Source organism: Gluconobacter sp. (genome assembly GCF_047722525.1).
In the GTDB taxonomy this organism is placed as follows: Bacteria; Pseudomonadota; Alphaproteobacteria; order Acetobacterales; family Acetobacteraceae; genus Gluconobacter.
In genome coordinates, this window is the sequence record NZ_JBDNYY010000005.1 from 165,968 (window position 1) to 185,910 (window position 19,943).

Consider the following 19,943-nt stretch of genomic DNA (forward strand, 5'->3'; position numbering starts at 1 on the left):
TCAGCTATGCCGGGAACGCTTTTTGTGGGTGACGACATGGCGCGCGCTGACCATTCGCACGGCAGCCCCATGGTGGGAAATCCGGCCATAGCGACGCGGAGCCGTCGGAGCATCCGCGACTTCCATGGGACGCGATGCCGCGAGCAGGATACCATGGCGGAAGTGGCCGCGACGACGGGCGGAGGCCATCAGGACGCCAGAGGGTGCTGCCGGGTGCAGAAGCGGCTGCGGCGCGATGCCCTCATCCGCAAATCCCCTGTCGAGCAGCGCCACCATTTCCATCGAACGGCGCGTATTGCTCGGAGAGCCCATGACCACGCCGATCAGACGGACATTGCCGCGCTGGGCAGAGGTGATGAGGTTGTGACCTGCAAGATCGGTATAGCCTGTCTTGAGGCCGTCTGCCCCGGCATAGATCTTCAGCATCGGATCATGGTTCGGAACCATGCGCCGGTGGAAGTAGAAGGAGGGGACGTTGAAATAGTGATAATACTGCGGGAAATCGGCGATCAGGTGCTGTGAGAGCAGGGCAAGGTCGTGAGCCGTCGTGACCTGGTCAGGGTCCGGCAGGCCGGAAGCATTGCGGAAGGTGGTGTTGGACATACCGAGCGCACGGGCCTGCTGCGTCATGAGCTGGGCGAAGCGGACTTCATCTCCCCCACCAAGAAACTCGCCAAGGGCACAGGCGGCATCATTGGCGGACTTGGTGACGAGTCCCAGAATCCCCTGCTCCACCGTCAGCCGCGTCCCCGGTACCAGCCCGAGCTTGGACGGCGCCTGAATGGACGCATGAATGGATACGGGCACCTGTTCGTCGAGTGTGATCTGATGCGCCTCAAGGGCACGGAATGTCAGATACAGCGTCATGAGCTTGGTCAGGGACGCCGGATAGCGTTGCAGATCCGCGTCCGTCTGGGAGAGGACGGCGCCGGTTTTCGCGTCCATTACATAGCTGGAGACGTGGCCCGCATACTGTGCCCTGGCCGACCCCAGACCCATGGCTGTCATGGCGCACAACAGAAAAGCTTTCTGGAACGGGAAACGCATTTGTCTGACAGCCTCTGAACGGAACGTCGTCACGGGAAGGTTTCGGGCTCTGGAGCCACCTGCATTACAGTCAGTCTAGGCGCATTGAAAACTTCCCGTCCACCAGCTTTGAAGGACTTTCCTTAATTTTTCGTAAGCAGGGCGGAAAGGAGGCAGCATCATGGCAGAAGGCGCACAAAAACCTCATTTCAGCGACCTGAAGCCCTTCTCAAGAAGGAAATTCGCACCATATCATACCAGTCATGTCTTCTTATGATCTTCTCTCCTGTCCGAACCCCCTGTCCGGTACCGCTGTTCCGCGGCTTGCATCCCATATGGGGCCGGAGTCTCCCGACTCCATTCCCCCGCAGGGACCTGCCGGGGGGAACGGGGATCAGGATCTTGAAATCAGCGTGGTGGTGCGCCCCCGGACCCGGACGCGCAAACCTTCCATGTACAAGGTGCTGATGCTCAACGACGACTACACGCCGATGGAGTTCGTGGTGCATGTGCTGGAGCGTTTCTTTGCCAAGACCCGGGACGAAGCGACGGCCATCATGCTCCAGGTTCATCAGCGCGGCGTCGGGGTCTGTGGGGTGTTCACGTATGAAGTGGCCGAAAGCAAGGTGACCCAGGTGATGGATCTGGCACGCCAGAACCAGCATCCCCTTCAGTGCACGATCGAGAAAGACTGATCCGTCTGACAGGCAGAAAAGCACGGATGCGGGATAAATTCTTGTTTCCCGCTGCGTTTCTGACTGGCGTTATACGTTACTCCGCGACAAGATACCTTTCCAACGAGAGGTCGAGAGGAGCGCCATCCCATGCTGTCCCGTACGCTCGAACAGACGCTCCACCGCGCCCTGACATTCGCAGGTGACCGGCGTCATGAATATGCAACCCTCGAACACCTTCTGCTCGCGCTGACAGAGGATGACGATGCACTGACGGTCTTCCGGGCCTGCGGCATCGATCTCGACAAGCTGCGCTCCGACCTCACCGATTTCCTGGACAAGGATCTGGCGGGGCTTGCCGCGGAACGTCCGACCGAGCCCAAACCCACCGCAGCGTTCCAGCGCGTGATCCAGCGCGCGGCAATCCATGTGCAGAGCACGGGCCGCGACGAAGTTACGGGGGCGAACGTGCTCGTGGCGCTGTTCGCCGAGCGCGAGAGCCATGCCGTCTATTTCCTGCAGTTGCAGGACATGACGCGACTCGATGCGGTCAACTTTATCTCGCATGGCATTGCCAAGGCTCCGGACCGTGGGACGGGACGGCGCGCGACCGCAGCGTCCAAGGACACGTCCGAGCGTGAAGAACGCAAGGAGAGTGCCAAGGAAGGCGCGCTGGCGACCTACTGCGTCGATCTGAACGAGCGTGCGCGCGAGGGACGGATCGATCCGCTGATCGGCCGCGATCAGGAAATCGAACGCACCATCCAGATCCTGTGCCGCCGCACCAAGAACAACCCGCTCTATGTGGGTGATCCGGGCGTGGGCAAGACCGCTATTGCCGAAGGTCTGGCCAAGCGGATCGTGGAAGGCGACGTGCCGGAAGTCTTGCTGAACAGCACGATCTATTCGCTGGACATGGGCTCGCTTCTGGCTGGCACGCGATATCGCGGCGATTTCGAAGAGCGACTGAAGGCTGTCGTGACGGAAATGGACCAGACCCCTGGCGCCATCCTGTTCATCGACGAGATCCATACCGTGATCGGTGCCGGCGCGACGTCGGGCGGGGCGATGGATGCGTCCAACCTGCTCAAGCCTGCGCTTGCTGCGGGAACGCTGCGCTGCATCGGGTCCACGACCTACAAAGAGTTCCGCCAGCATTTCGAGAAGGATCGAGCGCTTGTCCGCCGGTTCCAGAAGATCGACGTGCCGGAGCCTTCGATCGAGGATGCGGTCAAGATCCTGCGTGGTCTGAAAGGCAGCTACGAGAAGCATCACAAGGTCCGCTACACCGACGAGGCCCTGCGGGGCGCGGTCGAACTGGCGGCCAAGTATGTCCATGACCGCAAGCTGCCGGACAAGGCGATCGACGTAATCGACGAAGTCGGTGCCGCGCGGATGCTCGTACCCGAGAACAAGCGCCGCAAGACAGTGACGCTGAAAGACGTGGAAGAGGCCATCGCCAAGATCGCCCGCATCCCGCCCAAGAGCGTCTCGGCCGATGACCGTGAGACCCTGCGCCATCTGGAGCGGGATCTGCGGAACATGGTCTTCGGACAGGACAAGGCGATCGACGCGCTGGCCGCGGCGATCAAACTGTCCCGCGCCGGACTGCGTGATGCGGAAAAGCCGATCGGTAACTACCTGTTCTCCGGCCCTACCGGCGTCGGCAAGACGGAAGTCGCCAAGCAGCTTTCCAACTCGCTCGGGATCGAACTGATCCGCTTCGACATGTCCGAATACATGGAACGTCATTCGATCTCCCGTCTGATCGGCGCGCCTCCGGGTTATGTCGGCTTCGATCAGGGTGGTCTGCTGACAGATGCGATCGACCAGCATCCGCATGCGGTCCTGCTGCTGGACGAGATCGAAAAGGCCCATCCGGACCTGTTCAACGTCCTGCTTCAGGTCATGGATCATGGTCGCCTGACGGATCACAACGGCAAGGTCGTTGATTTCCGCAACGTGATCCTGATCATGACCACGAATGCGGGCGCGGCGGACCTGTCCAAGGAGACGATCGGGTTTGGCCGGACCGTGCGCAGCGGTGAGGATGAAGAGGCCATCAAGCGCCTGTTCACTCCTGAGTTCCGCAACCGTCTGGATGCGATCATTCCGTTCGCCAACCTCACGCCGGAGACGGTGGGCCGAGTGGTCGAGAAGTTCGTGCTTCAGCTTGAGGCCCAGCTTGCCGACCGTCATGTCACGATCGAAATCTCGTCGGGCGCTAAGGAATGGCTGGCAGAGCGCGGGTATGACCGCCTGTATGGCGCCCGTCCTCTGGGGCGTGTCATTCAGGAACACATCAAGAAGCCACTGGCGGAAGAGCTGCTCTTTGGACGGCTGGCTCAGGGTGGCGCCGTGCGGATCGGCATGAAGAACGGGGCGCTCGACTTCGATATCATCGAGGGCCGCGACGAGCCCAAGGGCGAGGATGGCGCTTCGAAGAAAGACGAAGCGACAAGCTGAAGCCTCTTCGGCAAAAGGAAAGGCCCGGAAGACTCTGTCTTCCGGGCCTTTTTCTTACTGGTAGCGGGTACCGTTCACGACGACATAGCCGGGCCAGCGCCATTTGCGGCTCGTGCCATGATGCGTCCAGTCCACGCCCTGACGGCGCAGACTGTCGTAATAGTAGCGCCCCTGTACCTCGACCTGATCGCCCTTGTTCACCCAGGGCCATTGCGGGGCATTCATCTGATCCAGATCGGAGACGATCCGGATGGAGACCCCCTGCCCGACCGAAACATAGAAATAGCCATGCCAGCCACTACGGGTCCGTTTGGCCCTTGGAGCAATGGCGAGAACCTGTCCGCACAGATGCTCCGGCAGGTCGATACGGGTAGGGCCGGACTGTTCCAGTCCCTGCTGGTCGGCGAGGAAGCGGGCATTGTCGCAGGACGCAGGCATGTCGTGCGTGTTCTGGCTGGTGGAACTCCGGCCCCAGAAACCCTGGGCGGAAGCTGCCAGCGGAACGCATAGAAATGCTGCGGCGAGGGTGGGAAGCAGACGGGATGTCATAGAGGTTTTCTCCTGTCGGGGCGGCCCTGGTCCTATGCCCTGCCGCCTGGGGAAACGGACCGGACACAAAAAAGCCCGCTCCGCAACGGGAACGGGCCTTTCTGCTGGTCCGACAAACGAATCAGGGGGCTTCGCTGGCGCCTTCACCGGCAACCGGCTCAGCCTTGGGAGCTTCGCCAGAAAGCGGACGGGCAGCGACGCCATCCGTGATCATTTCGAGCTGTCCGGTGATCTGGCCACCATCCTCGACCTGAAGACGACGGCACTTGACCTTGCCGATGAGACGGCCGGTGGAGCGGATCGTCAGGCTGCCGTTGACAGTCAGGGTGCCGTCGATCGTGCCGGCCAGTTCAGCATCCTCGACCTCAACCCCACCGCGGAAGACGCCGCCATGCGTGACCTGAAGCTCCGTGGCCTGAATCATGCTGGACTCGACGGTGCCCTCGACGACGAGGCGCTCTGCGTCCTGCACCGAACCCTGCACGCTGATGCCGCGGCCCACGACGAGCGTGCGGCGCTCCGGACCGGTCTGACGCGGTGCGCCGGGAACGGCGGCCACACCGGGACGCGGTGCCCCTGCCGGCATTGCGCCCGTCGGAGAGTTGGAAGACGGCGGCGCCGGGAAAGGGGTACGACCCATGGGAGCGGGGTCCTTCTGCTGGTTGGGCTGCTGGGGACTGGTGGGCGATCCGGATCCTGACGCGGGAGCTGTCTGGCTGGGAGCGTCCGGCCGGTTGGGGAAAATGGGCTGACCTGCGAGTTTGCTGTTCTCGACAGGTTTGGAGTCATCTTCCGGTTTGCGTCTTCTGAACAAGGAAACCCCGCTGCGGATCTGGAAAAGAACACTCTCTGTCTAGGACGTCTCCCGGATGCTTCATCGCAGGCGACGGAGCAGTCAGGGCGGGCCTTTCGACAACGCTACACGCTCATGACCCGGCGGGACAAGACGCGCATTTCCATAAATGTGCCCAAAGGTCACACGGGAAAACGGCGCCGGACCGACCGGGAGTTGGCGTGGACCCAGAGGGGACCTATGATCGTGTTGATTTAATGGCGCAGTCTGCCCGTTAAATGTTTTTTTCTGAAGTTTCCAGTGACCTGACCGGAGTTCCAATGTCTGCACCCCAGCATGACCTTCTGTGTATCGGCAATGCCATCGTCGACGTTCTCGCCCCCGTGGGCCAGGATCTGATCGATGGTCTTGGCGCGGCTGCCGGGAGCATGACCCTGATCGACGCTTCGACGGCGCATGCCATCGAAAGCCGCGTCGATATCGAAAACGTGACCGGTGGCGGATCTGGTGCGAATACGGCCGTTGTGGCGGCCCGCATGGGCACGAAGGTTGCCTATCTCGGCAAGGTGGCGGCTGACGAGGCCGGCGACCATTTTGCACGCGACATCCGTGAACAGGGCATCACCTTCCCGTCCGAGCCGCTGCCGGCTGCTGACGCCATGCCGACGGCGCGCTGCATCGTTCTGGTGACGCCGGAAGGCCAGCGCACGATGTTCACCTATCTCGGCGCCTGCACGGAGTTCACGCCCGAGGACGTCCATGAGTCCGTCGTGGCCGATGCGGCGATCACCTATCTGGAAGGCTATCTGTACGACAAGCCGCATGCCCAGGAAGCGTTCGAGCACGCCGCACGACTGGCCCGCAAGGCCGGGCGCCAAGTGGCACTGACGCTGTCCGACACGTTCTGCGTCGAACGGCACCGTGCGGCCTTCCGTGAGCTTGTGGCCGGTCATGTGGACATCCTGTTCGCCAACGAAGCCGAGCTGCTGGCGCTGTATGAAGTCACGGATTTCGAGGAGGCCATCACGCAGGTGTCCGCCGAGACGAAGCTGGCCGTGGTGACGCGCGGTGAGAAAGGTGCAGTCGTGATCGGCGACGGAGAGCGCCATGATGTCCCGACGTCGGAAGTGAAGGTCGTGGACACCACGGGCGCGGGCGATGCGTTCGCTGCGGGCTTCCTGGCGGGGCTGAGCAAAAAGCATGATCTCGTGACCTGCGCGAAGCTTGGCAATCAGGCTGCTGGCGAGATCATCACGCGCTATGGCGCACGCCCGACCGAAGATTTCACCCTGAAGGCCTGAGACTTTAGGGTCAGACGGACTGCGGGGGCTGCGGCCCCGCGTTCCCTTACAGATCGGACCATCCGATCCGGGTGACGCCATACCGGTCGAAAGAAGCCCTGACGTCCGGGTCCAGAAGGGCGGCAAGTTCGCCTTCCTGTTCGTAGCCCGGCATGAAACGCTTCATCATGGCATTCTGGGCTATAGAGGGATGGAAGTAGATTTCGCTCGTGCCCTTCGGCAGGCGCGGAATGAGGCCGCGGATATGGTCGGGCGTCATGTGCCCGGACCAGCGCAGACCGAAACACCAGTCATTGGTTTTCAGCCCCGCTTTGCGGATCTGGTGGCGCAGGACGCCGATCCAGTGACGCAGGGCGCGGTCGCCCAGCGTGTCGTTGGCCTCAACGGGCTCCGGCGGCTCGAAGGGCGAGCGGACAGCCTGTAATCCATGCTCCAGCCCGGTTTCGATCAGGAAGCGGCCTACTGTCGGGTGCAGGTGCATGTGCTTGTGGGCGTTGGCATGATCGAGCGTCAGGCCGGTCGCGGCAAAGGCCCGGAACTGGGCAGCAATCTCGCGGCGCAAGGCATGGCGCGCGGGCGGGCAGAAGAAATATTCCACACCCAGACGAAGCTGGTTACGGCCGAACCAGCCCTGCTCATCCGTGATGGCCGGAAGATCGAGGACGGACTTGCCCTCGATGGCCACCACATGCAGCCCCACTTTCAGATCCGGCATGGTCTTTGCCCGCCGGATGGCGTCCTCGGCAGCATCACCTGCAACCATCAGGCTGGTCGTGGACAGGATGCCGTTGCGATGGGCCTGTTCGATGGCCTCGTTGACTTCGAGGCTCATGCCGAAATCGTCGGCAGATACGATGGCGCGGCGAAGGGCGCTGGATGTCATGGCAGGTCTCACAAAAAAGGGGCCATGACATCTGCCATGGCCCCTGGGTAGTATCTGGTCAGACGCGCACCGTTCAGGCGGCGTGACGGTCCTTGAGGAACTGGAAGAACTCCACACCCTCGCGCAGACGGCGCTTCATCATCTGCGGGCTGCGGATCATCTCGTTGACGATCGAGGCGATCTTGGAACCACGGAAGTAGAACTTGCGATAGAATTCCTCAACGCTCTCGAAGATTTCCGTATGCGACAGATGCGGATAATGCAGCGGTGCGATCTGCACGCCGCTCTCATCGATCAGCTCGGCTTCCGCCTCGTTCAGCCAGCCGTTTTCCGTAGCCTGCTTGTGCAGGAACGTACCCGGATACGGAGCCGCCAGAGAAACCTGCAGGGTATGCGGGTTGATTTCCTTGGCAAACTGGATCGTCTCCTGGATGGTCTCCTTCGTCTCGCCCGGCAGGCCGACGATGAAGGTTCCGTGGATCTTGATGCCCAGCTTGTGGCAGTTGCGCGTGAATTCCTTGGCGGTCTCGACGCGCATGCCCTTCTTGATGTTGTGCAGGATCTGCTGGTTGCCGCTCTCGTAACCGACCAGAAGCAGGCGCAGGCCGTTTTCCTTGAGAATCTTCAGGGTCTCGTAAGGGACGTTCGCCTTGGCGTTGCAGGACCAGGTGACGCCGAGCTTGCCCATTTCGCGGGCGATGGCTTCGGCGCGCGGCAGGTCGTCCGTGAAGGTGTCATCATCGAACATGAATTCCTGCACTTCGGGGAAGTACTGCTTGGCCAGGCGCACTTCGGCGGCCACATGCTCGGGGCTGCGGGTGCGGTAGCGATGGCCACCGACCGTCTGCGGCCACAGGCAGAACGTGCAGCGCGACTTGCAGCCCCGTCCCGTATAGATCGAGATGTAGGGGTGCTTCAGGTAACCGATGAAGTAGTCGTTGATGTTGAGGTCACGCTTGTAGACCTCGGTCACGAACGGCAGGCTGTCCATGTCCTCGATCATCGCGCGATCCTTGTTCGCGATGATCTCGCCCTTCTCGTTACGCCAGGTAATGCCGTCCACTTCGGCGAGCGGTTTGCCTTCGGCGATTTCCTTGATGGTGAAGTCGAATTCGTTGCGGGCCACGAAGTCGATCGGACCGCCCTTCTCCATGCTCTCGTTCGGCTGGACGGCCACTTTCGCGCCCACCATGCCGATCATCAGCTTGGGGTTGGCGTCCTTGAGCATCTGGGCGACGCGCACGTCGGAGGCGAAAGACGGCGTGGAGGTGTGCATGACGACGAGGTCACGGTTCTTCACGTCTTCGAGGATGGGGTCCATGCCCATCTTGGCCGGCGGAGCATCGATCAGGCGCGATCCGGGCACGAGCGCGGCAGGCTGCGCCAGCCATGTCGGATACCAGAAGGACTTGATCTCACGCTTCGCCTGGTAGCGGGAGCCAGCGCCACCATCGAAGCCGTCGAAGGAAGGAGGCTGGAGAAAAAGGGTTCTCATCATGATCGGACACTCCTGTGGGTGGCGCCGGCCTGGAGCGAGGGGGCGCAGGACGCGGAATTACGTTTTCTTCGGGCGATATGGACCGTTCTGCCCCGCCATGCAACGCGTGATCCGCGTGCACTGCCCACCATAATGGCGGCAGACAGCCAGTCACGGAGGATCAGAAGCGGGATTGCGGCCGGAAGCGGGCACTCCGTGGCACGGTCCATGATCCGGCTTCCAATGGCGCGCACCATCCATGTCAGACATAGAAGGCACCAGGTCCACCAGACGTTCGGGCGGAACAGAACGGCCGTAATGGCCCAGAAAAGAGGAAGCTGGATGGCGGACAGCCCATAACCGACGGGGGCGACGTTCTTGACGGTCCGCCCCCAGCGCAGTTCGTGGGCCAGAAGCTCACTGAGCGAATGTTCGCCCACGGTCGTATGGGTCAGGGTCGGCGCGATGGTGATGGCTTCACCCCGCGCCCGGATAAGCTGGCCCAGCTCGGCATCGTCCGCCACATGATCCACCAGCGCCGCAAGGCCGCCAATGTCTTCAAGGGTCTGACGCCGCAGGGCCATCGTGGCGCCCAGACAGTCCTGACGGCCCAGAAAACGGGACATCATGACGCCGGGAAGGAAGTTGTGATTGATCTGACAGGCGCCAAGCTGCTGCACAATGGTGCCCGCAGCCGGCCGACCTGCATAAAGCGTCGTAACCAGACCGGTCCCCTGCTCTTCCAGACTCGTCACGACGTGACGCAGGTAGTTGGGACTGGCATGGATGTCCGAGTCGGAGATCACGATAATGTCATGTCGGGCTTCCCCGTACATGTTCATCAGGTTTCCGACCTTCCGGTTCGGACCATATTCCTGCGGGTCGATCACCACGCTGACAGGGATCTGCGGATAACGCGCCCTGAGCCTAGCAATGACCGGCAGAGCCGTATCTGCCGCGTCCTGAACGCCGAAGACGATCTGGAAATCCGGATAATCCTGCGTGAACACGCTTTCCAGCGCGTCCTCCAGCAGCGGCTCGTTCCCGTGCAGCGGCTTGAGGACCGTGACCGCAGGCCATGCCCGGTCTGACAGGCGCAGCGCTTCATCGGCGCTGCGTTCCGTCCGGCGGAACCGGGCGAGCAGAGTCGCACCGGCCAGCGCCTGAAGATTACCGGCGGCGGAAACCAAGGCGCAGAAGCCGGCCGCGATCGTAAGAGGTAAGGACACGACGGTCTTCTATCCTTCCCGAACGCTTTTGGGAAAGGGTGCTACCGTCGCAGCATGATCAGTCATGCAGGAAATGCGCAGTCTTGCTGTCCAGATGATCGGCCAGACCACTGGCGCCGCCCTGGCTCAGGGCCCCGCCAAAATCGGCTCGCTGGGCAGCGACCTGGCTGATATGGGCATTGAGCAGAACGTCCGTAATCCGCCATCCAGACGGGCCGTTCGTCATGATGTAGTCGATCGGCGTGACATCACCACCATCCGTTCCACCAATCGTCGTATCGACGATCTGGCCACCGGTCGGGTTGGGGCGCGTCTGCGGCACGACCGTGAAAACGGCCTGGGCTTCCGGTTTGAACGACGAGGCATAGCGGGCGATCGTGAACTGGCGGAACGAGCCCAGCAGACGGGTGCGATCGGAAGGGCTCAGGCTGTTATAACGAACGCCGACCGAGCGACGGAGAATCGCTTCCAGATCAAAGGCGCGATCCACGGCCGGCGCGATCATCGTTGCGCGCTGCTGGGCCGTTTTCCCGGTTTTCTGTGCCGCGTTCAGGGCATCATACAGGGCCGAGATGGGGGTTACCGCCGAAGCCGCTTCTGCGGGAGCGCTTTGAGCCAGAGCCGCCGGGGAAAGCGCCGGCATGGCTACGGTCCCGGTCAGGAGGCAGGCGGAAAGAAGGGACAGAGTCACTTTCGGGGGAAAACGGCAAATCATGATCGTGCTTTCGTCCTGTAGACAGTTCTGTGCATAGAGATCAGGTTCATGACACACTGTATCAAGTTCCGGAGATCAAGTTCTGGCTTCCATAGATCCATCTGTGCTCGATTAGCCACAGGCCTGATGCGAATTATGCTGCCTGACATTGAGGCGAACACGACAATGGGTCTATAGGCAGTCAATCTCACGCTCGATGGTCCTTCATGTTTCCCGACTTCCAGAAGCCGGGACAGGGAAGACAGCCACGGGCCATCCACGATGTGCAAGGCCCCGGGCGCCCTATGGGTGCACCTTCCGGAGGCTAGAACCAGAGGATTATAATGGCCGTTCCTTTGATGCAGGCTGTCCGAGTCGGACGGTACGTTGTCAAGCAGCACCTCACGGGCCGCAAGCGATATCCGCTGGTCCTGATGCTCGAACCGCTGTTCCGCTGCAATCTGGCGTGTGCCGGTTGCGGCAAGATCGACTATCCTGCGCAAATCCTGAACCAGCGTCTCAGCCTTCAGGAATGCCTGGATGCCGACACGGAAGCCGGTGCCCCTGTCATTGCAATCGCCGGTGGCGAGCCCCTCCTGCACAAGGAAATGCCCCAGATCGTCAAAGGTTTGATCGGGCGCAAAAAATACGTCTACCTGTGCACGAACGGCCTTCTCCTTGAGAAGAAGCTCGACGATTACGAGCCCTCCCCGTTCTTCTCCTGGGACGTGCATCTGGATGGCGATCAGCTCATGCATGACTCGTCGGTCTGTCAGGAAGGCGTTTTCGAACGTGCGACCGCGGCGATCCGTCTGGCGAAGTCCCGTGGTTTCCGCGTGTCCATCAACTGCACCCTGTTCGACGGCGCGGTTCCCGAGCGCGTGGCGGCATTCTTCGATGAAGTCATGGCCATGGGTGTTGATGGCATCATGACGGCTCCGGGCTATGCCTATGAGCGCGCGCCCGATCAGGCCCACTTCCTGAACCGCCAGAAGACGAAGCAGCTGTTCCGCGACATCTTCCGTCTTGGCAAGGGCAAGAAGTGGCGTTTCACGCAGTCTCCGCTGTTCCTGAACTTCCTGGCCGGCAACGAGAACTACCACTGCACGCCGTGGGGCAAGCCGCTTCGTACGGTCTTCGGCTGGCAGCGTCCGTGCTATCTGCTCGGCGAAGGCTATGCCAAGACGTTCCGGGAACTGATGGATGACACGGCCTGGGAGCAGTACGGCACCGGCGCATATGAGAAATGCGCGGATTGCATGGTGCATTCCGGTTACGAGTCCACGGCTGTCATGGATGCCGTTGCGCGTCCCTGGCACATCGCCAAGGTTGCCCTGTTCGGACCCGAGACCGAGAAGCCGATGGTTCCGGAAATCTCGCTCGCCAACCAGCGTCCGGCCGAATACGGCTATGAGGCGCAGGTTCAGCAGCAGATGGAGCGCATCTCCACGGGCGGCAAGCCGGCCCGTGGACCGCGCGTCCGCGTGAATGGCCGCCCGGCCGCCAACACGGTTTCGGAAGCCGCTGACGCCGCAGACTGAGCGCACCTCCTCCTCCCCGTGTGGAAACATAAAAAAACCGGCTCCTCGTGAGCCGGTTTTTTTTATGAAGAAAGCCTTTCTGCTTCTGGAACGGAATGAAGGGCATGGCATCGGCCAATCGTCCTGTTATGATTGTGTCTTCATTATTCTGGCCGGATCATGCTGACCCCTATCCTTGTTATCTGTCTGCTCATTTTCCTCAATGCCGTATTTGCCATGGGAGAGATGGCTCTCATTTCGGCAAAGCGACCACGGCTGGAGGTTCTGGCCAAGCAGGGAGTCCGGGGCGCCACGACTGCAATCCGGCTGGCGGAAGATCCGCACAGCTTTCTGCCAACCGTTCAGGTCGGCATGACGCTGGTCTCCATCCTTGAAGGTACGTTTGGCGGCAGTCAGATGGAAAGTACCGTCACGGCATGGATCGCAGACATTCCTTCCCTGCGCCCGATCGCCAGCGAGATCTCAATCGTGCTCGTGGTGGCAATGATCACGTTCGCCATGCTGGTGTTCGGTGAACTCATCCCCAAACAGATTGCCCTGCAGCAACCGGAAGCCATCGCCTCACGTCTGGCTTGGCTTCTGGTCGGCGTGGCACGGGTGGCACAACCGATTGTCTGGCTGCTCAGCGGCACGTCCTCGCTGGTACTGCGACTGCTTCGGGTCGGTCCGCTGACGCGCGCTGCGGTGACAGAAGAGGAACTGAAGGCCGTTCTGGCTGAAGGTGCCCGTGCAGGCGTTCTCGAAACCGATGAACAGGCCATGATCGAGCGTCTGCTGCGTCTGGCGGATCGCCCCGTGCGGGCCATCATGACGCCACGCAACGAGCTTTTCTGGATCGACAGGCATGCAGATCAGGAAACGCTGGTCCGCAAGCTGCGCCAGTCTTCCTATGCGCGGATTGTCGTTTGCGAAGGGGATGTCGATCATCCCGTTGGCGTTATCCTGGCCAAGGACATCATGGACAGGCTGCTCTTGAAACTCCCGGTCTCCGTCGATGCCGTGCTGCGTGAACCGCCGGTCATCCCGGACAGCCTCAGTGCCCAGGACATGATCGAGCGCATGCGCGGGGTCAATCTCGGCATTACTTTCGTTCTGGACGAATATGGCTCTTTCGAAGGCATCGTGACGCCATCAGACGTTTTCGAAGCCATTGTCGGCGAGGAAAAGACAGAATCGTCATCTTCGGAACTTCAGGCGGCTGAAGGTGAGGATGAATATGTGTTCGACGGCTTCATGCCAGCTGATGAACTGCGCTCCCGCCTTGATCTGCCGGAACTTCCCGGTGCAGGTGGGTATCATACACTGGGGGGCGTGATGCTCGCCCTCCTGCGGCGTGTCCCGGCTCGGGGAGACAAGGTGGCGTTTGGCGGCTGGCTATTCGAAGTGCTGGAAATGGACCGGCGACGGGTCGGCAGGGTCAAGGTCAGTCATCAGGTTCTTGCCGAGGACTGACCCTGGTCCCTCAGGCCTTGCTTACGAACAGGGCCTGCCTGTCTGTAACAGGAGCATATCCGCCCTGATTGCCATAGTTCTGTGGCACAGCCGTCGCCGGTGTTGAGGTCAGCAGTTCGATCACGCGCTTCTGGGCCGTGATGGCCCTTTGCAGCAGTTCGCCATTGCGATTGCCCAGTTCCGTCATCTGTTCCAGCAGTTCGCGATAAGGGAAAGCCGGGGAAGCTACACGTTCCTCGTCCTCGTCATCATCCGGGCAGCAGGGACAGAGAGACTCCTTGCGATCATTGGCAGCGGAAACTTCCTGTTCCAGCGTTCTGGCTGCATCCTGCTTGTCGGCAAGAAGAGCCAGAGCTTCCGGAATCCGGGCTTCTTCCAGCGCAGAATTTTCCGCTTCGAGAATCGCGATTAGTCGCTGCATGGCCGGAATAATGGAAGCGCTCATTTCTGCTCCTGCATGGCCAGCATCTGACGATTAATTGCGTCAGTCAGACCTATTCCACCGTTGTTTTCCATCTGCTTGGCGATCTGTTCCACCAGCATGGGCCGGAACTGTTTTTCCCCTGCCCCACCACTGAACATGTTGTCGCTGTTGTCGTCCGTGGCGAACATGGGCTGAAGCATCTGGTTGATGGCCATCGACTCGAAACTCTGGGCCGACTTCAATGTCTTGGCGGGATCTGCTTTGTGTCCGTGCAACGGCAATCCCTGGGATACCGTGGCGGTGGTCGAGGATACTGTCATCAACGCATCTCCAGTTCTGCCTGCAGGGCACCATCAGCCTTGATGGCCTGCAGAATGCTGATCATGTCTCTTGGCCCCACCCCCAGGGCATTCAGCCCGGAAACAAGCTCCCTGAGCGTTGTCCCACCCGGTACGACGGCAAGATGATGGGTCTTGCCCGTATCCACCTTGACGTTCGTCCGCGGCACAACGGCCGTCTGGCCACCGGAGAACGGACCCGGCTGCGAGACTTCGGGCGTTTCCGTCACCTGAACCGTCAGGTTTCCCTGCGCCACCGCGACCGTACTGATCCGGACGTCCGCCCCCATGATGATGGTTCCACTGGCCTCGTCCACCACCACCTTGGCGGGTGTATCAGGCGTCACCAGCAGGTCACCGATCCGCGAAAGCGTGGAGACAGGATCATGATTGCTCAGATCCAGCAGAACCGTACGTGGATCCTGAACAATCGCAATCGGTCCGAAAGTCCGGTTGATAATGGCCGCGATCCGACTCGCTGTCGTAAAATCGGGGTTTCGCAGGCTCAGATGCAGATTCGCACGATGGCTGAGATCGAAAGGAACTTCCCGCTCGACAATACCACCATTCGCAATATGGCCACTGGTAGGCACGTTTCGGGTTATGGACGCAGCAGCCCCCCGGGCGGAGAAGGCATTCGTCGCCAGAGACCCTTGGGCAACGGCATAGACTTCCCCGTCAGCCGCCATCAGGGGTGTCACCAGAAGCGTACCGCCCGTCAGGGACGAGGCATCCCCCGCAGCAGAAACCGTAACGTCGATCCGGTTGCCCCCATGCGCAAAAGCCGGGAGATCGGCCGTAACCATAACCGCGGCGACATCATGCGTCTGGAGCTGTGTTTCCTGATCGCGGATGTTCACGCCCAGGCGGTTCAGCATGGAAATCAGCGTTTCGCGGGTGAAAATCGTATTGGTCAGCCGGTCTCCGGTGCCGTTCAGACCAACCACCAGACCGTATCCGATCAACTGGTTGCTCCGCACGCCTTCCATATCCGTGATGTCCTTGATGCGGACACTGGCAGCCAGGGTGAAGCCTGGCAGAAGGAGCAGTCCGACGCAGACGAATACAGTCAATCGCTGCATCAGAGTGCGGAAGGAGGACGGAGATCGCGTAATAAGGCGCATGAGCGGCGGGGGGTATCCTGATGCCTGCAAGACAGGTCTGGGGGTCTCAGGTGTTGAGGATGGCCGCACAGGGTAAAGAAACCCCTAACAGAGACGCAGATTTCCGCGCTTTCCGACGAAGAGGCAAAGCATGTTCGGGGTTGGCGGATGCGGCTGGGGTAGCTATAAGCCGCGCGTTATCGCCTGCGGCTGTTGAAAGCGGACGCTGGCAGATCAGCCAGGGATTGGATGCGCATGATTACGCTGCCGCCGGATTATAGGCCCTCCGACAACGAAGAGTTCATGAACCCGCTTCAGGTCGAGTACTTCAGGCAGAAGCTTCTGCGCTGGCGTCTGGATCTGCTGAAAGAAGCGGATGGAACCCTTGCCAGCCTCTCGGAAGGTGGAATCCATGAATCCGACATCACGGACCGCGCCAGCGTCGAAACGGACCGGGCTTTCGAGCTTCGAACCCGCGACCGGGCCCGCAAGCTGATCACCAAGATCAACATGGCTCTCGAGCGCATCGACGATGGCAGCTACGGATTCTGCGAGGAGACGGGGGAACCGATCGGTCTGAAGCGGCTTGAAGCCCGACCGATCGCAACCCTCTCGATTGACGCGCAGGAGCGTCATGAGCGGATGGAAAAGGTCCACCGCGACGATTAAGGCTTGCGCTTGGCGCGCTGACCCGTTACGAAGCGCGCCAAGGCAACGGTATGCTGCTGTAGCTCAGTGGTAGAGCACTCCCTTGGTAAGGGAGAGGTCGACAGTTCAATCCTGTCCAGCAGCACCATTTTTCCTTGTTTTCAGAAAATTGAAACGGGCCCCATTCCGCCGAGCTACACGGTTGATCCTGGAGCGGGTTATGGCGCGGCTTCCATCGCTCTGGCCGTTCTGGACGAGGGTGCCTATGCGGCAGGTGACTTCTCACGGGCGCGCTGGACCCAGCTTGGACCGGTCGTGGCGGCACTGGGGGTGAATGACCAGACGGAACGCTCTCATGTCGTGTTCCAGAATGGAAAGCTGTATCTGTTCACGATCAGCCATCATTCCACATATTCCGGCAATCTGTAGGGGCCGGATGGTGTTTATGGCTTCGTGTCGGACAATGGACCCGCAAGCCAGCCGTATTCGACATATTCGTATTTTGTGAATGCACAGGGCTATGTGCAGCCCTTCATCGACCACGTTCCCACCCCGACCACGGCTGATCCGAACGCTGTCCGTATTGGCGCCACGCTGGCACCAACCGTGCGCCTCGTTCTGGACAATGATGGGTCCTACCTCACGGAGGTTCATAACTACGGCGAGATCTTTGCACAGCGTGCATGGCCGGCTACGGCTACTGGCTGAAACCGTCGATCAGGAAAAGGGGAGTGGCTTCGGCTGCTCCCCTCTTTTTTCGTTTTAAGAAAAATATCTTGAGTCGCAGCCATAAAAAAGCCGCCTCTTCCTTTCGGAGGGCGGCTTTTTTCATGGCTCGCAGGCTCAGGATCAGTCGCGGCGGTCGCGGATCTTCACATAGGCGATAGCCGCATGCTCGGCGCAATAGGGTTTTCCGGGGAGCGGTGTCGCGCCACAGAAATGGAATCCCGGCGTGCCAGGGTCACCGATCGGCCAGCAGCAGGACGGACCACGACGGGTGGGACGGTCGATGCCGGCAGTCGAAAAGCGGGGAGGCAGGGCCGGACGGGGGGCAGGAGCAACGCGTGGCTCCGGCTTGGCGGCCGCGGCGGGTTCCCGACGGGCTGCTACAGACTCCCTGGAAGCAGCGGCGGCAGGACGGGCCGCAGCGACAGGCTGGGGCGCCGGCTTTGCCGCGACAGGAGGCACAGGAGGCGCCTTCCGAACAGGTGCCGCAGGTTTTTCCGGTGCTTTTTCCGCGATGCCGGCAGCCGGTTTTGCAGGAACCGCGTCCTTGTCCGCGAACAGGTCAGACGCGGCGGTTTCTGCGGTTTTGGCGCGGGAAGGGCTTTTACGACGGGGGGCTGCCTCGGTCGTGGCTGCTTCTCCGTCCTTGGCCTTGCGGTTGCGGATGGGAGACGGGCGCGGCGGCAGGCCCAGACGATGGGCCTTGCCGACGACGGCATTTTTGGTGATGGAGAGCTGGCGGCCGATTTCGGCGGTCGAAAGTCCCTGACTCCACAGATCGCGAAGTCTGGCGATCGTCTCGTCCGTCCACTCCATATGTTCGTTTCCCTGTCCCGCATCGGTGCCTGGCCTGGCCCGATATGCTGTTGGTTTCCAGTCCCGGCCCACCGGAACCGGAACATCTTCGGGAGGTTTCTTACCAGAAACTCCCCGCCGCGTCGAAGGCGGTCTTATGCGACCGGTTCGGCGACGCGCTGAAGCTCCACAAGACCGTTCACAACGGCCAGTGCAATCTCGCCACGGACCAGCGCCTGGGCATCCAGACCGAAGAGCTCCCGGCGCCAGCCCTTCAGGGCACCGACATCGGTTTCCCCGAGCGCAATCAGATCCAGATCGTCCGAAGACGCCACCAGACGGGGGGCCACCTTGTGCTCTTCGCATTTGGCGGCCAGCAGAACGCGCAGGAGGGCAACGAGGGCTGCGGACGGCCGGGGGCGATCGGATTTGGAGGGGGCTTTCGGAAGCTCGGTTTCCGGAAGCTCCTGAGCGATGCGGATGGCTTCGAGCAGGCCCCGGCCCATTTTTCCCTCGGCAAAACCCCGGGTCACGCCGCGGATGCGGGAAAGGGCCTCGACCGTATCGGGATGGACGGCCGCGATTTCCAGCAGGCTTTCGTCACGGATGACACGCTGGCGGGGAATGTCGGCGTTCTGGGCTTCCTGCTCGCGCCATGCCGTGACTTCACGCAGAATCCCGAGCATCCGACGGTTGCTGGTCCGGGCCTTGAGCTTTTCCCACAGACGGCGGGGATCGGGGCGGAAGGTCTTTTCTTCAGTCAGAACGGCCTGTTCAGCGTCGGCCCAGTGCAGACGCCCCTGATCGGCAAGCTGTTTGCGCAGGGCATCATAGACCGTGCGCAGATGCGTGACGTCGGCGGCGGCATAGGCGATCTGCGCCTTGGTCAGCGGACGGGCCGACCAGTCGCTGAAACGGTGCGCCTTGTCGATGCTACGGCCCGTGATCGCGCCGACCAGGCTGTCATAGCCGACCTGATCGCCGAATCCGGCCACCATGGCGGCGACCTGCGTATCGAAGACCGAAACCGGGAGGCGATCGAAAATATGGAGGAAGATTTCAAGATCCTGCCGGGCGGCATGGAAGACCTTGGTGCAGTCCGGCTTGGCCAGCAGCGCATCGAGGGGGGCGAGATCGATACCGGGAGCCAGCGTGTCGATCAGGACAACGTCTTCGGCTCCCGCGAGCTGGACGAGACAGAGCTCCGGCCAGTAGGTCCGTTCCCGGACAAATTCCGTGTCGATGGTCACGAAAGGCTCGCTCTGCAGTTTTTCGCAGATACGGGCCACCTCCTCGCTGGAGGTCAGGAGAACGGGGGTCGGGAAGGACGGAGCTTTCGAGCGCATGCCATGATCCTACACAAAGCGCTGGATCGTGACCACGCCCCCTGAGCGTCCTTCCCTCAGCCGTTTTCCGGGTCGATCAGAGGGACTGATCGATCCAGGCCTTGAGCTGGCTCTTCGGCAGGGCCCCCATCTGCTGGGCAACCGGCTTGCCGTCCTTGAAGACGATCAGCGTCGGGATGCTGCGAACGCCATACTTGGTCGGGGCTTCCGGATTGGAGTCGATGTTGACCTTGGCAACCTTCAGACGGCCCTGATACTCGGCGCCGATTTCCTCAAGCGCCGGTGCGATCATCTTGCACGGGCCGCACCATTCCGCCCAGAAATCGACCAGAACCGGACCTTCGGACTTCAGGACGTCTGCGTCGAAGCTGCTGTCGCTGACGGCAACGGTGTTTGCGCTCATGGGTGTGTTCCTTGTGGCGAATGAAGTTTCTGAAAACGGATATCGGCTGCCCTGCCCCTCACTGCAAGGGGCTTT

The 19,943-nt window shown here is 61.2% G+C and carries 19 protein-coding genes, 1 tRNA gene and 1 pseudogene; 8 read left to right on the forward strand and 13 right to left on the reverse strand.

Annotated elements, in window-relative coordinates; all coding sequences use genetic code 11:
* Entirely contained in the window at window positions 1-1,047 is a 1,047-nt protein-coding gene (locus ABF859_RS06840) for a D-alanyl-D-alanine carboxypeptidase family protein (RefSeq protein WP_415527029.1), read from the reverse strand.
* A gap of 242 nt (window positions 1,048-1,289) precedes the next feature.
* Between ABF859_RS06840 and clpS the strand changes: the two genes are divergently transcribed.
* Entirely contained in the window at window positions 1,290-1,721 is a 432-nt protein-coding gene (clpS, locus tag ABF859_RS06845) for an ATP-dependent Clp protease adapter ClpS (protein ID WP_415527030.1), read from the forward strand.
* Window positions 1,722-1,850: 129 nt separating this feature from the next.
* Window positions 1,851-4,166 carry an ATP-dependent Clp protease ATP-binding subunit ClpA gene (gene clpA, locus ABF859_RS06850; protein ID WP_415527031.1) on the forward strand — a complete coding sequence of 772 codons (2,316 nt, stop codon included), beginning with the start codon at window positions 1,851-1,853 and terminating at the stop codon, window positions 4,164-4,166.
* A 54-nt stretch (window positions 4,167-4,220) separates the two neighbouring features.
* Here clpA and ABF859_RS06855 read toward each other — a convergent pair whose 3' ends face one another.
* On the reverse strand, window positions 4,221-4,715 hold the full coding sequence (locus tag ABF859_RS06855; protein WP_415527032.1) for a hypothetical protein: 495 nt from the start codon (window positions 4,713-4,715) through the stop codon (window positions 4,221-4,223).
* Window positions 4,716-4,836: 121 nt separating this feature from the next.
* Window positions 4,837-5,355 (reverse strand): bactofilin family protein, encoded by a 519-nt coding sequence (locus tag ABF859_RS06860; protein WP_415527033.1) that lies wholly within the window; start codon window positions 5,353-5,355, stop codon window positions 4,837-4,839.
* 473 nt (window positions 5,356-5,828) lie between these two features.
* Here ABF859_RS06860 and ABF859_RS06865 point away from each other — a divergent pair, with 473 nt between their 5' ends.
* A complete protein-coding gene (locus ABF859_RS06865) occupies window positions 5,829-6,809 on the forward strand; it encodes an adenosine kinase (protein WP_415527034.1) in 981 nt (326 codons plus the stop codon).
* Between the two features lie 46 nt (window positions 6,810-6,855).
* Here the strand turns inward: ABF859_RS06865 and hpnK are convergent, their stop codons facing one another.
* From hpnK to ABF859_RS06885, 4 genes are all read right to left on the reverse strand, one after another.
* Complete coding sequence (gene hpnK, locus ABF859_RS06870) at window positions 6,856-7,692, reverse strand: hopanoid biosynthesis-associated protein HpnK (protein ID WP_415527035.1); 837 nt, start codon at window positions 7,690-7,692, stop codon at window positions 6,856-6,858.
* A 73-nt stretch (window positions 7,693-7,765) separates the two neighbouring features.
* On the reverse strand, window positions 7,766-9,190 hold the full coding sequence (hpnJ, locus tag ABF859_RS06875) for a hopanoid biosynthesis associated radical SAM protein HpnJ (RefSeq protein WP_415527036.1): 1,425 nt from the start codon (window positions 9,188-9,190) through the stop codon (window positions 7,766-7,768).
* Window positions 9,187-10,398, reverse strand: a complete 1,212-nt coding sequence (hpnI, locus tag ABF859_RS06880; RefSeq protein WP_415527037.1) for a bacteriohopanetetrol glucosamine biosynthesis glycosyltransferase HpnI — start codon at window positions 10,396-10,398, stop codon at window positions 9,187-9,189. The genes hpnJ and hpnI overlap by 4 nt, the downstream gene beginning before the upstream one ends.
* Window positions 10,399-10,456: 58 nt before the next feature.
* Window positions 10,457-11,113: an ABC transporter substrate-binding protein gene (locus tag ABF859_RS06885; protein ID WP_415527038.1), complete on the reverse strand. Its 657-nt coding sequence runs from the start codon at window positions 11,111-11,113 to the stop codon at window positions 10,457-10,459.
* Between the two features lie 323 nt (window positions 11,114-11,436).
* Here ABF859_RS06885 and hpnH point away from each other — a divergent pair, with 323 nt between their 5' ends.
* The gene (gene hpnH, locus ABF859_RS06890; RefSeq protein WP_415527039.1) at window positions 11,437-12,633 is read left to right on the forward strand and encodes an adenosyl-hopene transferase HpnH; all 1,197 of its coding nucleotides are present in this window, start codon (window positions 11,437-11,439) and stop codon (window positions 12,631-12,633) included.
* Between the two features lie 159 nt (window positions 12,634-12,792).
* Entirely contained in the window at window positions 12,793-14,085 is a 1,293-nt protein-coding gene (locus ABF859_RS06895) for a hemolysin family protein (RefSeq protein ID WP_415527040.1), read from the forward strand.
* Window positions 14,086-14,095: 10 nt separating this feature from the next.
* Here the strand turns inward: ABF859_RS06895 and ABF859_RS06900 are convergent, their stop codons facing one another.
* The 3 genes from ABF859_RS06900 to ABF859_RS06910 are packed head-to-tail and all read right to left on the reverse strand — an operon-like array spanning window position 14,096 to window position 15,929.
* Window positions 14,096-14,530 carry a flagellar protein FlgN gene (locus ABF859_RS06900; RefSeq protein ID WP_415527041.1) on the reverse strand — a complete coding sequence of 145 codons (435 nt, stop codon included), beginning with the start codon at window positions 14,528-14,530 and terminating at the stop codon, window positions 14,096-14,098.
* Entirely contained in the window at window positions 14,527-14,829 is a 303-nt protein-coding gene (locus ABF859_RS06905) for a rod-binding protein (protein WP_415527093.1), read from the reverse strand. The genes ABF859_RS06900 and ABF859_RS06905 overlap by 4 nt, the downstream gene beginning before the upstream one ends.
* Complete coding sequence (locus tag ABF859_RS06910) at window positions 14,829-15,929, reverse strand: flagellar basal body P-ring protein FlgI (protein WP_415527094.1); 1,101 nt, start codon at window positions 15,927-15,929, stop codon at window positions 14,829-14,831. The genes ABF859_RS06905 and ABF859_RS06910 overlap by 1 nt, the downstream gene beginning before the upstream one ends.
* Window positions 15,930-16,205: 276 nt before the next feature.
* Here ABF859_RS06910 and dksA point away from each other — a divergent pair, with 276 nt between their 5' ends.
* The 3 genes and pseudogenes from dksA (at window position 16,206) to ABF859_RS06925 (ending at window position 17,306) form a co-directional block, all read left to right on the forward strand.
* Entirely contained in the window at window positions 16,206-16,619 is a 414-nt protein-coding gene (gene dksA / locus ABF859_RS06915) for an RNA polymerase-binding protein DksA (protein WP_041112617.1), read from the forward strand.
* A gap of 52 nt (window positions 16,620-16,671) precedes the next feature.
* Window positions 16,672-16,746: transfer RNA gene (locus ABF859_RS06920), tRNA-Thr, on the forward strand.
* Between the two features lie 35 nt (window positions 16,747-16,781).
* Window positions 16,782-17,306, forward strand: a pseudogene (locus ABF859_RS06925) (glycoside hydrolase family 68 protein).
* Between the two features lie 141 nt (window positions 17,307-17,447).
* Here ABF859_RS06925 and ABF859_RS06930 read toward each other — a convergent pair.
* From ABF859_RS06930 to trxA, 3 genes are all read right to left on the reverse strand, one after another.
* Window positions 17,448-18,140 carry a GcrA family cell cycle regulator gene (locus ABF859_RS06930; RefSeq protein WP_415527042.1) on the reverse strand — a complete coding sequence of 231 codons (693 nt, stop codon included), beginning with the start codon at window positions 18,138-18,140 and terminating at the stop codon, window positions 17,448-17,450.
* A gap of 134 nt (window positions 18,141-18,274) precedes the next feature.
* A complete protein-coding gene (rnd, locus tag ABF859_RS06935; protein ID WP_415527043.1) occupies window positions 18,275-19,465 on the reverse strand; it encodes a ribonuclease D in 1,191 nt (396 codons plus the stop codon).
* Window positions 19,466-19,541: 76 nt separating this feature from the next.
* On the reverse strand, window positions 19,542-19,868 hold the full coding sequence (trxA, locus tag ABF859_RS06940; protein WP_062029874.1) for a thioredoxin TrxA: 327 nt from the start codon (window positions 19,866-19,868) through the stop codon (window positions 19,542-19,544).
* Between the last annotated feature and the right edge of the window lie 75 nt (window positions 19,869-19,943).

Excerpts from the sequence above, each read along its gene's own strand:
- hpnH (WP_415527039.1), top strand. The coding sequence starts at position 11,437 with ATGGCCGTTCCTTTGATGCAGGCTGTCCGAGTCGGACGGTACGTTGTC.
- clpA (WP_415527031.1), top strand. The coding sequence starts at position 1,851 with ATGCTGTCCCGTACGCTCGAACAGACGCTCCACCGCGCCCTGACATTC.
- ABF859_RS06895 (WP_415527040.1), top strand. The coding sequence starts at position 12,793 with ATGCTGACCCCTATCCTTGTTATCTGTCTGCTCATTTTCCTCAATGCC.
- ABF859_RS06905 (WP_415527093.1), bottom strand. The coding sequence starts at position 14,829 with ATGACAGTATCCTCGACCACCGCCACGGTATCCCAGGGATTGCCGTTG.
- hpnK (WP_415527035.1), bottom strand. The coding sequence starts at position 7,692 with ATGACATCCAGCGCCCTTCGCCGCGCCATCGTATCTGCCGACGATTTC.
- ABF859_RS06855 (WP_415527032.1), bottom strand. The coding sequence starts at position 4,715 with ATGACATCCCGTCTGCTTCCCACCCTCGCCGCAGCATTTCTATGCGTT.
- ABF859_RS06930 (WP_415527042.1), bottom strand. The coding sequence starts at position 18,140 with ATGGAGTGGACGGACGAGACGATCGCCAGACTTCGCGATCTGTGGAGT.
- hpnJ (WP_415527036.1), bottom strand. The coding sequence starts at position 9,190 with ATGATGAGAACCCTTTTTCTCCAGCCTCCTTCCTTCGACGGCTTCGAT.
- ABF859_RS06910 (WP_415527094.1), bottom strand. The coding sequence starts at position 15,929 with ATGCAGCGATTGACTGTATTCGTCTGCGTCGGACTGCTCCTTCTGCCA.
- ABF859_RS06840 (WP_415527029.1), bottom strand. The coding sequence starts at position 1,047 with ATGCGTTTCCCGTTCCAGAAAGCTTTTCTGTTGTGCGCCATGACAGCC.
- dksA (WP_041112617.1), top strand. The coding sequence starts at position 16,206 with ATGATTACGCTGCCGCCGGATTATAGGCCCTCCGACAACGAAGAGTTC.
- ABF859_RS06865 (WP_415527034.1), top strand. The coding sequence starts at position 5,829 with ATGTCTGCACCCCAGCATGACCTTCTGTGTATCGGCAATGCCATCGTC.
- clpS (WP_415527030.1), top strand. The coding sequence starts at position 1,290 with ATGTCTTCTTATGATCTTCTCTCCTGTCCGAACCCCCTGTCCGGTACC.
- trxA (WP_062029874.1), bottom strand. The coding sequence starts at position 19,868 with ATGAGCGCAAACACCGTTGCCGTCAGCGACAGCAGCTTCGACGCAGAC.
- ABF859_RS06900 (WP_415527041.1), bottom strand. The coding sequence starts at position 14,530 with ATGAGCGCTTCCATTATTCCGGCCATGCAGCGACTAATCGCGATTCTC.
- ABF859_RS06885 (WP_415527038.1), bottom strand. The coding sequence starts at position 11,113 with ATGATTTGCCGTTTTCCCCCGAAAGTGACTCTGTCCCTTCTTTCCGCC.
- ABF859_RS06860 (WP_415527033.1), bottom strand. The coding sequence starts at position 5,355 with ATGGGTCGTACCCCTTTCCCGGCGCCGCCGTCTTCCAACTCTCCGACG.
- rnd (WP_415527043.1), bottom strand. The coding sequence starts at position 19,465 with ATGCGCTCGAAAGCTCCGTCCTTCCCGACCCCCGTTCTCCTGACCTCC.